13 protein-coding genes are annotated in these 14,965 nt (G+C 39.8%); 7 read left to right on the top strand and 6 right to left on the bottom strand.

Features of this window, described 5'->3' with window-relative positions; translation table 11 throughout:
- Positions 1-126: 126 nt before the first annotated feature.
- Together V7O66_RS00775 and pyrF are read left to right on the top strand one after the other, a co-directional pair.
- Entirely contained in the window at positions 127-1,077 is a 951-nt protein-coding gene (locus V7O66_RS00775) for a deoxyhypusine synthase (RefSeq protein ID WP_406661087.1), read from the top strand.
- A gap of 12 nt (positions 1,078-1,089) precedes the next feature.
- Positions 1,090-1,743: an orotidine-5'-phosphate decarboxylase gene (gene pyrF / locus V7O66_RS00770; RefSeq protein ID WP_406661086.1), complete on the top strand. Its 654-nt coding sequence runs from the start codon at positions 1,090-1,092 to the stop codon at positions 1,741-1,743.
- A gap of 89 nt (positions 1,744-1,832) precedes the next feature.
- Here the strand turns inward: pyrF and V7O66_RS00765 are convergent, their stop codons facing one another.
- From V7O66_RS00765 to V7O66_RS00740, 6 genes are all read right to left on the bottom strand, one after another.
- Complete coding sequence (locus tag V7O66_RS00765) at positions 1,833-3,644, bottom strand: hypothetical protein (RefSeq protein WP_406661085.1); 1,812 nt, start codon at positions 3,642-3,644, stop codon at positions 1,833-1,835.
- A 23-nt stretch (positions 3,645-3,667) separates the two neighbouring features.
- On the bottom strand, positions 3,668-4,735 hold the full coding sequence (locus V7O66_RS00760) for a rod shape-determining protein (protein ID WP_406661084.1): 1,068 nt from the start codon (positions 4,733-4,735) through the stop codon (positions 3,668-3,670).
- Between the two features lie 196 nt (positions 4,736-4,931).
- Entirely contained in the window at positions 4,932-5,822 is an 891-nt protein-coding gene (locus tag V7O66_RS00755) for a Ppx/GppA phosphatase family protein (RefSeq protein WP_406661083.1), read from the bottom strand.
- Positions 5,819-7,912 carry a polyphosphate kinase 1 gene (gene ppk1, locus V7O66_RS00750; protein ID WP_406661082.1) on the bottom strand — a complete coding sequence of 698 codons (2,094 nt, stop codon included), beginning with the start codon at positions 7,910-7,912 and terminating at the stop codon, positions 5,819-5,821. Before ppk1 ends, V7O66_RS00755 begins: the two co-directional genes overlap by 4 nt.
- Before the next feature lie 149 nt (positions 7,913-8,061).
- Positions 8,062-9,141 carry a CHAD domain-containing protein gene (locus V7O66_RS00745; protein ID WP_406661081.1) on the bottom strand — a complete coding sequence of 360 codons (1,080 nt, stop codon included), beginning with the start codon at positions 9,139-9,141 and terminating at the stop codon, positions 8,062-8,064.
- Between the two features lie 39 nt (positions 9,142-9,180).
- Entirely contained in the window at positions 9,181-9,525 is a 345-nt protein-coding gene (locus tag V7O66_RS00740) for a DUF362 domain-containing protein (RefSeq protein WP_406662518.1), read from the bottom strand.
- 235 nt (positions 9,526-9,760) lie between these two features.
- Between V7O66_RS00740 and V7O66_RS00735 the strand changes: the two genes are divergently transcribed.
- The 5 genes from V7O66_RS00735 to V7O66_RS00715 all read left to right on the top strand — a co-directional run bounded on the left by V7O66_RS00735 (position 9,761) and on the right by V7O66_RS00715 (position 14,570).
- Positions 9,761-10,984, top strand: a complete 1,224-nt coding sequence (locus V7O66_RS00735) for an MgtC/SapB family protein (RefSeq protein ID WP_406661080.1) — start codon at positions 9,761-9,763, stop codon at positions 10,982-10,984.
- Positions 10,985-11,000: 16 nt separating this feature from the next.
- Positions 11,001-12,485, top strand: coding sequence for a polyphosphate:AMP phosphotransferase (gene pap / locus V7O66_RS00730; protein ID WP_406661079.1), 1,485 nt, complete (start codon positions 11,001-11,003; stop codon positions 12,483-12,485).
- Between the two features lie 358 nt (positions 12,486-12,843).
- Positions 12,844-13,107: a hypothetical protein gene (locus V7O66_RS00725; protein WP_406661078.1), complete on the top strand. Its 264-nt coding sequence runs from the start codon at positions 12,844-12,846 to the stop codon at positions 13,105-13,107.
- A 119-nt stretch (positions 13,108-13,226) separates the two neighbouring features.
- Entirely contained in the window at positions 13,227-13,484 is a 258-nt protein-coding gene (locus tag V7O66_RS00720) for a hypothetical protein (RefSeq protein WP_406661077.1), read from the top strand.
- Between the two features lie 888 nt (positions 13,485-14,372).
- Positions 14,373-14,570, top strand: coding sequence for a hypothetical protein (locus V7O66_RS00715; protein ID WP_406661076.1), 198 nt, complete (start codon positions 14,373-14,375; stop codon positions 14,568-14,570).
- The last annotated feature ends 395 nt before the right edge of the window (positions 14,571-14,965 follow it).

Below are 14,965 nucleotides of genomic sequence, written 5' to 3'. Positions count from 1 at the left end.
CCCCCATTTACGACTAGGAGGATTGAGTTTGAAACTTACACATTCCTCCCACATATCATAACGATTCCATAATAACCTTAAAGAATAACCTTAACATTAACTCTGCTAAATCACAGAGGACTTCTTATGCAACATGACTCATGCGGAGATAAACTCCAAAATCCTATTAATCAGGCAAAGATCACAGAGAATATGAGCGTGGACTCATTCATTGAATCCATAAGCGGATGTGCATTCGGTGCAGGAAAGCTGGCTGATGCGGTGGACATCTATACCGAAATGCTGGCTGGAGGTTCTACCAGTTTCTTCGGACTTGCGGGGGCTATGGTGCCTGCGGGAATGAGGGCTATTGTTACTGATCTTATCAAGGACGGATATATTGATGTACTGGTGACAACCGGTGCGAACATGGTACACGAGATCGTGGAATCCATGGGACTTCACCATTACAAGGGCTGTTCTGAATGCGATGACATCGAACTGAAACATGATGAGATTAACAGGATATACGATGTCTATCTGCCTGAACCATATTTCGTGGATTTCGAGGAGAAAATGCAGGCTGTGCTCTCTGATATCGGAAGTGACACAATATCCATCAGGGAACTGCTCACCCATCTGGGACAGAACATCGAGGACAAGGATTCAATACTCAAAGTAGCGGCTGACATGAACGTACCAGTTTACTGTCCTGCAATACAGGATTCCATGGTAGGTTTACAGGCATGGCTATACAAGCAGAAGAATCCACTTAACGTTGATGCTTTTGCGGACATGAGAGAAATAATCGATATCTGCTACGAAGCAAAGAACCCGGGAGCTGTTCTGATCGGCGGCGGTGTACCTAAGAACTACATCTTCCAGTCAATGCTCATAACACACCAGGAATTCGAATACGCCATACAGCTTACGATGGATACACCGGAAACTGGCGGACTTAGTGGTGCAACCCTTGATGAAGCACGTTCATGGGGTAAGGTCAGCGAAACCGCACGTTCAGTAACCGTGCATTCCGATGCCACCATAACCCTGCCAATAATGGTCGCTGCCGCAAGAAGCAGACTCGCAAAACTCTAAGGAGCTTATCCCATGGAAAAGAACACAAGGCTCATACTCGCACTGGACGTACTTGACAGTGATGAAGCCATAAAGATATCAGAAGATGTCGCAGAATACGTGGATGCCATAAAGATAGGCTACCCGATAGTACTTGCATGCGGACTTGATATCATCAGCAAGCTTTCAAAACTTGCACCCATAATTGCGGATTTCAAGATTGCAGACATCCCAAACACCAACCGTTTGATATGTGAACAGGTCTTCGATGCCGGTGCAGATGCAGTAATAGTTCAGGGATTCACAGGACACGACAGCCTGGAGATATGCGTGAACCTCGCCCAGGAAAGGAACAAGGACATCTTCGTGGTCACAGAAATGAGCCACCCCGGTGCACTTGACTTCATGCAGGATGTAGGAGAAGATATAGCAAAGATGGCTGCCGACAATAAAGCATTCGGTATCGTTGCTCCTGCAACAAGACCGGAAAGAGTTACAGAGATTCGAAAAATAATTGGCGATGAAGTTACCATAATCTCACCTGGCGTTGGTGCTCAGGGTGGTAGTGCATCTGACGTAATCAAAGCCGGTGCTGACTGGGTAATTGTTGGAAGAGGCATTTACCAGTCCGAGAATCCCAGAGATGCTGCAAAAGCAATCGTTGACGAAATAAAAACTGTTATTTAATATCACTTATATTGAAACTTAATGTGCCTGTGATGATAAAACCGTTCTGATCAATGATGAACCCTATGAGTTCTGAGGCACATTCTACTTCATTTTAATATATCGAGATTCGTCTTCAATATCTGTGTGAAAACCTCATTTTTCTTTACATCCGAGCGGGCTTCTTCAAGTGATAGCTGCAATTCCTTAACATTATCCTCAAGACTTCGGATATAAGTTGACTGTTGCTCCAGCTTTTTACTCGTTTTCTTGATGTCCAGATGCTGACGGCGTATGGTCACATGTGTACCAATCTCATTTCTCACAGATTCGATGAGTGAATCAAGTTCCTTACGCTTATGTTCAAGCTCATTTTTGCCATGCTCAAGGTTTTTCTTCAGTCTGGAATTGTCCTCAAGTTCTGCAGCCACAGTTTCAATTTCAGAATCAAGCTCTTTGCGCTTCGATCCAAGCTCTTTTGTTTTCGAGGCAACGGTTTCTTCCTCTGCCCGGATGCTTTCTTTGCTCTTGCGGATATATTCGAGCTTTTCCTTCAACGCTTTTTCTTCACTGGACCTTTCTTCTTTAAGCCGGATCACTTCAACACGTTTCTCTTCAAGGGATTTTATATCTACTTCATACACGGAGATAGAGTCCTGAAGCTTTTTCTTGTTCTCATCGTATGCAGTGAGATCGTTCTCATACACCTGAATTTCACTCTCGTATGCTTCAGAATTATCCTTCAGTAAACTGCGCTTTTCATCCAGTTCAGCAGAGCTTGCCTCAAGGATCTTTAATTCATGCTCCATTTTCTTTTTGGACTCAGCGATACTGGCAAGTTTTTCAGAAATTGAAGCCTCATCTTTTAAGTATTGCTCTTTAACTTTCTTGAATTCTGCCTGCTTCTGTTTTAGTGAAGCATGGTCGGACTCATAAATGGAAACAGACTTGGATAATGTCTCTTTGTTGCTTTCATGTACCCCTAATTTAGCCTCGTAGTCAGAGATAGCTGTCTCCAGCTCGCTAAGCTTTGGTTTCAAATCCAAAAAATCCTTTTGAATATGCTCTTTTATCTCCACTATTGTAGATCTTTTAGCCAGCAATGATGTCTCTTCATTTTCAAGTTCTGCTTTGAGTGTTTCAAGGTCAGCACGTTTGTGATTCAGCTCTTTCAATTCGGAATAATAACTGGACCTGACAAGTTCAACCGCTGTAGAATACTGGACCCCTTCCAGATCAAGATCAATTTCCTTCCCAGAGGATAACTGCTCTTCAAGTCGTCTGACATTTTCCTCGACCTCAGCCTTCTTCTTCTGGAAAGATTCCAGTTCCACCTCATATTGGGAGTGATCGAGATCTAGCTGTTTTTTATCAGCATCAAGATCTTTTATCTGCAAATCATACTCTTTTCGTGCTATCCCGAGATTGGAAAGTTGTTCTTCCAATGCTGCCTTCTCTTTTTCAAATTCAGCACGTTTATAATTCAGTTCTGTAACTTCCCCATCAGGTACCTTCTCTTCAACCTTCAATGTTGCAGACTTAAGAGCTGAACATTTGCGATTGAGTTCTGCCTCATTCCGGGAGAACTCTGTTTTAAGGTTTTCAAGGGCATCCTGCTTCTTCTGATATTCCTGAAATTCCAGTTCATACCGCGATCTCATTTTATCCAGAACTGCCTCTTTTTCCCCGTATTCCTTTATACCGGCTTCGTATTTGTTCTGAAGCTGCCCCAATTCAACATCCGTGTTTTTATATACTACCTTCTGGATCTTTGGCTGATATTTTTCAGGAACAGGGGCATGGGATTGAGGAAGATGCTTTACATCAACATCATCAATTGCAGGCTTACGATAAATGTTCGGAGTGAGATCCTGGCAGTTCTTGCTAACCTTTTTCGGAGATTTCCAGTTTAATGAATTCATGATATCATATCCATCTCTTTATCCTATCCTTTCAGCTGTTCCCAGAACTCATGTGGCATCTTTTCTGCGAGCATCCTGGCACCAATAGCTCCTGCAAAAATGGGATCATCCACCAAAAAGACCTTACCTCCACCGAGTTCTTTCAATTCATCTTCCATAAAACAGTCTATGTTGCGTATCTTGCTGCCACCGCCGCAAACATAGATATTGTTCCTGAACATTTCACGAATTTCTGGATCAATGGCAGATAGTATCTTTGTTAGTCCTGATATTATATCAGATACCAGATACTCAGACGCAAGACCTAGCTCTTCTGTAATATCTATCTCTCTGAGAGATCCGTCAAGTGGCACTTCAACTTTAATTTGACCTTCATGCTTACCAACATATGAATGAGAAACTATCCATTCCCTTGCGAGTTTCCCCTGGACAAACAGGTCTTCATGCTCTTCAGATACCAGATCGACCAATTCCCTTTCTATGTCATCAATTCCAGAACTTATTCTCAGAAAGTTAAAGTTATCAGGAACATCCCCGCTGATGCAGCATATATTCGTACAGGACGTACCAATATCAACAAAAATGGAAGCCTCTGTCTTACCACTTCCATAGGCTACACAGAAAAGATCATCTGCGACCATGGCATCCCTGAACAATTCCCTTGCTATCCCAAGGATAGTACGTTTGTAAGAGGTATCGGCATTCGAAGTTACGGTTACCACAGCACGGGTATTTTCCAGAGGCAGGGACATACCTGTATTTACGATACAGTGTTCCAGTAAATGTCTGACAGCTATACGATTATTTCTGCCTGAAAGAAGTTCCCTTATGGGTTCCTTTATACCAGATCCACCCTGTTCAAGTGCTGCGGTTCCATAAAACACATCTTCACCGCTGGAATCATTGGGGAAATCATTTCCAGAATAGGCCACCATAGCTGGTTCTGCTGATCTGGAACCTTCAGATGTACATATTGCCACCTTAGAGCTGCCAATATCAATTCCCAGATAGACTGCCCCTTCTTTTACGTCACTTGAACCAGACTTATCTGGTTCATTAGCTTCATCCTGAAATATTTTTGAATTACTCAATATGATGCCCCGAAATTTCACATAATATACTACATGAAAAAGTTGCATCAAATCAGTATATATATATTATGAACATGGGATTGCGGAACATGGCGATGCCTGATTGCGGCAAAAAGCAATTATTAAAAAATAAAAATACGTAGAGAATCAGTTTGTCAAATGTTTCTCATGTACAAGACATTCAAAAAATATTGATTCACACATAATTCTTTTTGTGTTTCTCATACAGAACATGTATCATCCCGTCACCAAGTCCCAGTTGAGGTACGTGAATGGTATCAACATTTCCCCATTCCATTACTGACATGTAGATATTCGAAGCAGGAATTATGATGTCCGCCCTGTCAGGACGCAAGCCCAGCTTGGTAATGCGTTGCTCAAGAGTATAACTGTTCAGGCATTCATGTACTTTATTCATTTCTTTGAGCTTTAGAGCTTTTCCAACTTTCGCATTTGAAAGCCTGAATATCTTGGTAATGTTACCACCGCTGCCAATAGCTGAAACTGGCTGGTTATTGGCAGTAACCTTTGCGACCCATTTTTGCATTTCAGCCCAGTCTTTCTTTGAGGTAAGACCTTCAAGTATGCGAATAGCACCTATGTTAAACGAGCGATAAGCCATTACCTTGCTCTTGTCGAATAAAATAACCTCGGTGCTTCCACCACCCACGTCTATATGGAGATAGGGACCCTCATGATTATCAAGTATCTTTTCAATACGATTTGAATAGATGGTCTCTGCTTCTTTCCTGCCGCTTATCACATTCAGTTCAATGCCACTCTCTTCCTTGACCCTGTCAACGATCATCTGACTGTTCTCTGCTTCCCTCATTGCAGAAGTTGCAAAAGCCATAAAATCAATTGGTTCGTAGGCTTGCAGAAGATACTTGAAACCGATCATGCATTTAACAAACCTGTCAGCTTTTTCCTCAGAAATACGTCCGTGAACAAAAGCATCTTCTCCAAGGCGAATAGGCATGCGTATATTGGAAATCTTTTCATATATGGGCTCCGGACCTGCATTATCCACCCTGGCCAGAAGGAGGCGTACAGCGTTGGAACCAACATCAATAGCAGCAAATTTCATAATGTGTTCTCCTTTTCTAACAATTCTCTTTCAAGGAAATTGTAAATATCTTCTTGTGCCCGGCATATTTCCTGCCCGTCATCCACGACCCTGTATGTATTATCCTGACGCTGGTTAATTATCCTGGCTTTTCTGTTGTCTTTGAACTGCAAGCGCATGTATTCCTTAAGCTCATGCTGCAAGTTGAGATCATATATCGGTGTGGCTACCTCCACACGTTTATCCAGATTCCTCACCATCCAGTCAGCGGATGATATGAAGTATCGTTCATCCTCGTTATTACAGAATATGATAATGCGGGAGTGTTCGAGGTATTTGTCAACTATACTGATAACCTCAATATTGTCACTAAGCCCTTTTACACCGGGAACCAGAGAACAAATTCCCCTGATAATCATTTTTATGCTTACGCCTGCATTACTTGCATCATACAGTTTTTGTATCAGCTGGCTATCCACAAGGCTGTTCATTTTCAAATGTATATATGCAGGTTTGCCGGCTTTAGCGTTTTTAATTTCCTCATCGATGAATCTCTCAAAAATACCCCGCATGTGCAGAGGAGATACAACAAGATGCTTGTAGTCATAGACCTTATAGTTGTGACTGAAGAAATCAAAGATCTTGTCTACCTCAAAAGTTATTCTTCTGTCTGCGGTCATTACCATATGATCACAGTACAACCTTGCAGTGGACTCGTTGAAATTACCGGTACCTATACAGGAGTAATGTACAAGCTGGTTGCCTTCCTTACGTGTGATATGACAGAGCTTGGAGTGCACTTTCAGTCCCGGCACCCCATCGATAATTCTTGCGCCTGCTTCTTCAAGTTTCTTGGTCCAGTAAATATTAGATTCCTCATCAAACCTTGCCTGTAGTTCAATGACAACTGTGACATCCTTTCCATTCTTAATTGCATTTATAAGGGCATTGACAACATTGGAAAATCGGGCTACCCTGTAAAGAGTCACTTTTATGCCCATCACATTGGGATCAATGGCAGCTTCCCTTAAAAGATCAATAAAATGTTCGAAGGACTGGTAAGGGTAATGAAGCAAAATATCTTTCTCCCTTACAGCATCGAATATGCTTTTGTACTGTACCAGATCTTTTTGTGGAAGATGATGTCTTTTTTCATAAACAAATGAATCCGGGCCTATCTGTGGAAAATTCATAAAGTCTTTGGCATTGTGATACCTGCCGCCTGGAACAATATTCTCAAAATCAAGAAGATCAAGTTTCTCTATCAGGAAATCAAGAAGTGGATATGGAATATTCCTGTCATAAACAAGGCGTACAGGCTGGCCTTTTTTCCTTTCTTTCAGGCTTTCGGATACTTTTTCAAAAAAACTCCTAGTTACATCATCATCAATATCAAGTTCAGCATCCCTTGTCAGTTTTATGGTGAATGCGCCTATGGAGTCATACTCAAATATCGAGAATATCTCATCAAGTCTAAAACGGATGATATCATCAAGCATGATAACACATTTTTTCCCATCATCCGCATCCGGGAGGACTATAAAACGTGGCAGAACATCAGCAGGTACTTCTATCAAAGCATAATTGGAGCCCTGTGGATCCCATTTCCGGCGAACATCCACAGCCAGATAGATAACCTGGTTTTTCAAGTAGGGGAACAAAGGATTATCCTTAAGCATGATAGGTACAAGACGAGGCCTCACTTTTTCTTCAAAATAGGTTTTAAGGAAATCCTGCTGGGATCCATTCAAATGTGTTTCATCAACAATACAAATATTATGGAGTTTCAGTTCACCTGTTAGTTCAGCAAATACTTTATCAAACTTATCCCGCAGATCAAGTACGATATTATGTACTTGCTTCATGACCTTTTTCGGGGAACCTCCAAGTACAGCCTTTGGCTCTACATTCGCATCAACCATACGCTGTAGGGTGCCAACCCTGACACTGAAAAACTCATCCAGGTTTGAAGAGAATATTCCGAGAAACTTTAAACGTTCAAGTAATGGGACAGTCGGGTCCATTGCTTCCTGAAGTACCCTCTCGTTAAAAGATAGCCAGCTTACCTCTCTGTTCACGTACTCGTTCAATCCGTTATCCATGATGATCATATTTTTAAATTTTGATTAATTGGAAAATGCATTGTATTTTGACAAAAACATTGTAATTTTGTAATTAATAGCCTTATACATATTCATAAATATTCACATATATCGCATGCTTTCAAGCCATAGTCATATAGAATATTTCGCATTTATTCTTAAGATAAGTAAATACCTGCAATTGACTGAGAGAAGCTCACACTAAAATCCGGATCAACAAACTTTGACCATAAAACCTGGAATTCTTTTACCAGATCATGCCTCTTTTCTCTGCAATATCCCATATAGGAATTTACGTCTGAATAGTATGTTCCCTCAATTGATAAATTTGTCTTCTTTTGCTTTACTTTTTTCCAGTTAGCATCTTTTTCAAACTTTTTCAGGTTATCGATGGCAACTACAGCATCATGCATATCCCCAAGATTGTCCTGCAATATCTTGAACTCTTTTATTACGTGATCGGTTTTTGGGTCAAGCACCTCCCGGAAGAACTCAAGTGTATATCGCAGTATCTTAACATTTATCCGAAGACTATGATATTGCTCAAAGGATGGGACTATTGTACAGTCATCGGAGAATAGAGAATCATAAGCCCTGACATTTGCAAGCTGCGTGTATAATAAAATGGGAATTATATCTTTTACTTTTTGCGGGATATGACGGTCACATTTTTTCTGTTTCTGGGTTATATTCCATGAATTATCATCAAGCAAGTAAGCAGCAAAATTATTTTTGAAACTGTTGTATTTCGAACTTCCAAGATATGAAAACATCTTATTGCGTCTTTTTTTTCTCTCTTTGTTCATGGAAACTCTAAGGTTTTCAATTCCAGTCCCATTTTCAGATGGATGAAGCTTAATATAGGCATCTATCTTCTCCAGAAAAACATCAATATCACGCACTAAACCCAGATGTTTCCTTGTTGCCTTTATGCTTTTGAAATACGAAGACATCTCTTTCATATCGAGATATTCTTCAAGTACCTCTATCACCGAACGCATACGCATAGCTGCAACCCTCATGTCATGAAGTTCTTCGATATTTGAGCCAAGCTTTGTTCCGTCTTCGTGCTCAAGCATCTTTTTAAAATAAAACATCAGCAACTTGCGTGCAGCATCACGCACACTATCATCAGGAATTATTCCTGCTTCTTTCAGGGAGGGGAGCGATGCAAGCATATTAAGAGCAACTCCATTTTCAAATCTCTCATCTTCTTTTGAAAGATCATCATGAATCATGGCACCCGTTATGCTACCCCCGCATCTGAATGATAATAGTTATGGGTCTATTTTCTTCAGTTCCTTAAGTGTAGCCTGAAGGATCTTCTTTTCCATATTGATACGGCGTATGCGGGCCTTGACCATCCTGCGCCTGAGTTTTCTACTCTTTGATACTGAAAGTGATCTTTTGAGATCCTGGATGTTGGAAGCAACCTCGATATCGATAATATCCCTGTCTTTCAATATCGCTTTAACAGGACAGATCTTTATACATTTCCCGCAATTGATGCACTCATCGTGATCGATACGAGCTTTTCCCTTTACCATGGATATTGCATCCACATGACATTTCTTTACGCATTTCTTACATGAAACACATTTTTTTTTGTTGATCCATGGCATGGTACCAGATCCAAAATTAAAAAGGAACAATTAACTATATGTATGCAGGAATTAAATGTTTTCCTGCTCTAAAAATGTGTATAGCAGCTATGCTAAAACATATAAATATAATACATGAGACTAAAATAAGTGATATAGTACTGAATAAGCAGGAGGCACTATCACGGAAGCTATCTATAATATCGGGCTTGACCCTGTAGTATTTGATTTTCTGCAAAAGATCGGCCTGGCTCTGATGATAGGCATCCTCATAGGTGTTGAGCGAGAACACTGGAGAGCCGATAAAAAGATACTTGCAGGCGTGAGGACATTTTCAATAACCTGTATCACAGGAATGATAGCAGGTTTTCTGGTTGACTACATCGGACCTGAAATACTCATTATATGTACCTTATTTGCAGCGATACTCAGTGTATCTCTGGTCTATACAGCAAGTGAAACAAAAGGCAGATCAGGCCTCACAAGCTCCGTTTCCCTTTTCTCCACATACCTGCTTGGAATAATTGTATCACAGGGACTGTTCCTGATAGCCATCATCACGAGTCTGCTCATCACCTTCCTTTTGATAGAGAAAAAACCCCTGCACTCCTTCGCAGAACATCTCTCTGAAAAAGACATAAAAAATGCTTTGCAGTTTTTGGCTTTAGCATTCGTATTGTACCCAATAGCCCCGGAAGAGCTATTACTTGGGATAGTGAACCTGAAGTCAGCTATATTGATAGTGGTACTTGTTTCCACCATCAGCTTTGTAAGTTACATATCTCTGAAAAAGATGGGGGCAAGGGGAGGAATACCTTATTCCGGTTTTTTTGGAGGATTCATTAGCAGTGAAGCCACTATTGCAGCCCTTGCTTCCATGTCAAAGAACAGACCACTGCTTAAAGATGAATTGCATATAGGATCGATGCTTGCAGTGGTTTCCATGATAATCAGCAATACAATCATTGCATTGATAATCGACACGAGTGGTAAGACCGCAGTTCTGATGGCACCGCCATTCATAGTAATGGGGATCCTGACACTTGTCTTTGTAGCAATGAAGGACAGGACTCAGGAAAATATTGAGGAAACCATAACACTGGAATCCCCATTTGCACTTGGACCTGCACTGAAGTTTGGGGCAGTGTTCACTCTGCTTGTTATTCTGGCAAATGCAGCAAACGATGTTGCCGGTCCTCTGGGAGCTTATGCAACCGCACTTGGAGGAGTGGTCAGCAGTTCAGCAGTTACCGCATCCATGGCAGCACTAGCTTTTGGAGGAAGTATTTCCTACCAGACTGCTGCCGAAACTGCAATTATAGCCGGTCTTGTCAGTACGATATCAAAACCATTCTACATGAGGATAACAGGCTCCAGGGAATTTTTCAGAACATCTGTGAAATCCTTTGTCGCGATCTTTCTGGCAGGGTTGATAACCCTGATAGTGTGGAGTGGCTACATTCGATCGATAGTTGTCTAGGACAGAGGTAAGCAGCATGCTGGAGCAGATAGACCTTTCAAGATCCATGGAGAAAAAAGACTATCTTAGCCTGATAGACAAACTGAAGATCAGGATGGGAGAAGTCCAGCGGGAAGCATGGAAAAATAACATTCCCGTTATTGTGGTCTTTGAAGGATGGCATGCCTCGGGTATGACAGACATTATTAACAGGTTTCTTCTGCCACTCAATCCCATGGGATTTGAACTTTATACTACCGGAAAGCCCTGCACCCAGGAAGAGGAAAAACCATTTCTATGGCGGTTCTGGACAAAGATACCTAAAAAAGGAAATATTGCTATCTTCGACCGGAGCTGGTACAGAAGAGCCATCATTGAACATTCCAGGAAAAACAAGAATGGAATGGAAAAATGTGTCAAAGGAATAAATTACTTTGAAAAACAGCTTGTGGACGATGGATATCTTATAGTCAAATTCTTCCTGCATGTAAGCAAAGAAAAACAGCAGAAAAGGTTTGAGGAGATACGAAAGAAAAAGATCCCTCTTTTCATTGTTGAAGATGAAAAGGAGCAGGATTTCATCAATAAGTATGAGAATTACTTCCAGATAATCGATAAAACACTGGAAAAAACCGATATTCCCGCTGCTCCGTGGATACTAATTGAATCTGATGACCTTAATTATGCAACCATAAAGATCATGACATCTTTTATTGAAGCGGTTGAGGAAAATATTCAGCTCATTGAAAAAAAACAGGATGACGAGTTTGCGGAAAAAAGAGAAAAATGCATCATTCCTGCCCAGAACCTATCGACCCTGAAAGATCTTGATCTCAGTGGATCATTATCTCCTGATGAATACAGAAAAAAGAAAAAACATTATCAGAAAAAACTGGCCAGCCTTCAGTACAAAGCATTCGAGCAAAAAAGACCCATTATAACGATCTTCGAAGGATGGGATGCATCCGGGAAAGGCGGGAGTATCCGAAGGCTTGTACAGAAACTCAACCCGAGGCTCTACAGAGTTGTACCCATAGGAGTACCGACTGATCATGAAATTGCGCGTCACTACCTCTGGAGATTCTACAACGAAATGCTGGAAGCCGGACACATTGCCGTCTTTGACAGAAGCTGGTATGGGAGAGTACTGGTTGAGAGAGTGGAATGTATTTGCAGCGAACAGGAATGGAGCCGTGCCTACAGGGAAATAAACGAGTTTGAAGAAACCCTCGCCAACTACGGAACTATAATAATAAAATTCTGGATGCACATTGACAAACATGAGCAACTAGAGAGATTCAAGCAAAGAGAAACAATACCCTACAAGAAATGGAAGATCACCCCCGATGACTGGAAGAACAGGGAAAAATGGAATCTCTACGAAGATGCAGTAGAAGAAATGCTTCAAAAGAACAGCACCATATACGCCCCCTGGACCATCATAGGATCAAATAATAAATACTATTCCAGAATCGAAGTCCTCCAGAAAGTTGTCGAAACACTTGAAAAGGAACTTGCATAGGGCGGGTATAGGTAACTCAGAAAACTGAACTTTTATTTTTAATTTGTAATCTTGTTTGTTATTGCTGCAATTATCTTTTTCTTCTCCAATTTCCCTTAATAAAGGAAAAAATGGAAATTGATGAAATAAAAAAAAAGATTTAAATGTATCAATGCTTAGTAAATTACTGCCATGGAAAAAGAGAATAAAAATTTTTGTTTTTATCGAATTTCAGAAATAGATTATTCGTCCAATCTTGCAATAAGTGGCATTTTCCTTTCTTTAATATTTTTTATTATCGGTTTCTTAAAATCAAAACCATTTTCCGTATCCGAGTATGATTTTGAGATGTTTTTTATTGTTGTTGGGCCCGTTTATCTTGTGTGGAGGAGACACTTTTTTCCATAACCTATACTCACATGGTATCGATATCACAGGTCATATTGATTCGCCATATTACTATAAAAGAAGCAGTTCAAGGATTGAATATAAATATGAGTATCAGGGCGAGGAATATTTAAGGGGAAATGCTATCCCTACATCTAAACTGATGGAGCTTAATTTCAATGAAGGGGATGAGGTCGTAATCAGGCTTGATCCTGAGAATCCAAAAAAAGCAGTGATAAAAGATATTTACTTCTGAATTCTCTGATCAGTAAAATCCATAAGTTTACAGGACTTCCCAATTCGCCAGGTTAAGGAAATCAAAGCACATCTCAGTGGTACTTTAGTAATAAATTATGAAATATAGGAGTGAGTAAAATGGGTGACTACGAATTAAGCGACATTGAAATAAAAACCATTGATGATTGGATTAATTTAAATATACTCCCACAAAAAACAGCAAAGAAAAATTACGCCAGTTATGCGCTTAAACTTCTTTTTGAGCAATCACCAGATGGTTTCTTTATCACAAACAGGCAGTTTAAAGAAGCGATGGTCAGATGTGGTTTCTCACCTGTAAATAAAAATAAATTAAATTGGGATTTCCGAGTTTCCCTTTCTCCAGAGTTGAAATAATCTAAATGAGGTTATAAACTTACATATATTGAAAAAGCTTATCCAATTTCGCCAAGAAAAGAAAAACGATACATATAACTCATAAAAAAAGTAAGGTGACCACAGCATAACATTTTTAAATTTTTTTTCACTAATTAAAATGAGAAACTATTAATATTAGAGTAACTATTGAGAGGGCGAGGCATGCGAGCTATTTTATGTATTTAATACATATTACCCCCACTCCCACACTAACCCCCACTCCCCAAATAGCATGCCTCTAATAACGTTTTTTCTTGTTCTATAATTTAATCAGAAATAGATTATATTAATTTCGGCTTTTCTCTCCATACAAATAATGTGCAACAAAATAGAAACAAATATAAACAATTGAGTAACAACTATTATCATGGGTTGGGGAGTGGCTCATCAAATCAGATATCCGAAAAGATATCAAATTTAGGAGAGGAGACATCTATAAAGGGCGGCAGTAAAGATGTCTCTTTTCTAAGCTGCTTTTTTCTCTGCCTTCTAATGATGCTAGGCATTGTTTTAGTTGCTGGACTTGCAAGTATTAGATGATTATATCATCACAACCTTCAATTCTCCCACGAAGCATCCAGAGAAGTTTGGGGAGTTGCTTTGAACATGTATCCAATAACCCATAATAAAGGAAGGTGTGAGGAAAATATCATTAGACGGGTACTATCCTGGCAAATGGCGGATTTTTATTGTAGTACCTATATATAGGTTACATGATTATATTTTTGCCTAATTCACCACTTAAAGGAAATGCTTCCAACAGCATTTCAAAAAACGTCATTTCACTCATATACTAAATCTGATTTTTCGTTGTTTAATCCTTTGTGGAAGAAAATTTCCTAGATGTTTGTATAATAGGAAACTACAATGACAAGCATCTGGGGGATTTTCATTGGAGCTCAGCCCTTCAATATTGTCACTTTTAAAGGAACATCAGACATCCCAGAAACCTATTGCTTCGGGTCTGACCCTGTCTGCGATTATTGTTTCAAAATGGGATTTGAACATCTCGATGGTCTTTCTTCCATATCCTTTGACTTCAAATTCGGGAAAGATGGTGATTGAATTTATTGTCAGGACACTGTCCCCCTATAATACCACGAAAAAACTTCCAACTCATGTGCAATTGTGCACCATTTAAGTTGACCAACTTTTTGTTTGTAAAAGAATACCTCATGGTCAGGATATATATAATTAATTACTATAAAAATAATAAACTATATAGAGATCGAAGAGATTCAATTATAAAAACAGCAATGATTGAAATAATAACCATTTGATAATTTGTTATATGTTGAAAAATAAATGCAAGAGAAAACACACTACAGTGGAAGAAAAATCATATGATGCCATACATAATAAATATGTAGAAATATAATTATTAAACTGTAACACTTGGAAAATATTCACATACTGTGCATGTGAAAAGAATCGATAGAATATCACAACTTTATGCGATT

It is taken from the genome of Methanolobus sp. ZRKC3, from assembly GCF_045291275.1.
In the GTDB taxonomy this organism is placed as follows: Archaea; Halobacteriota; Methanosarcinia; order Methanosarcinales; family Methanosarcinaceae; genus Methanolobus.
This window is presented reverse-complemented; position numbering and strand designations above follow the sequence as displayed.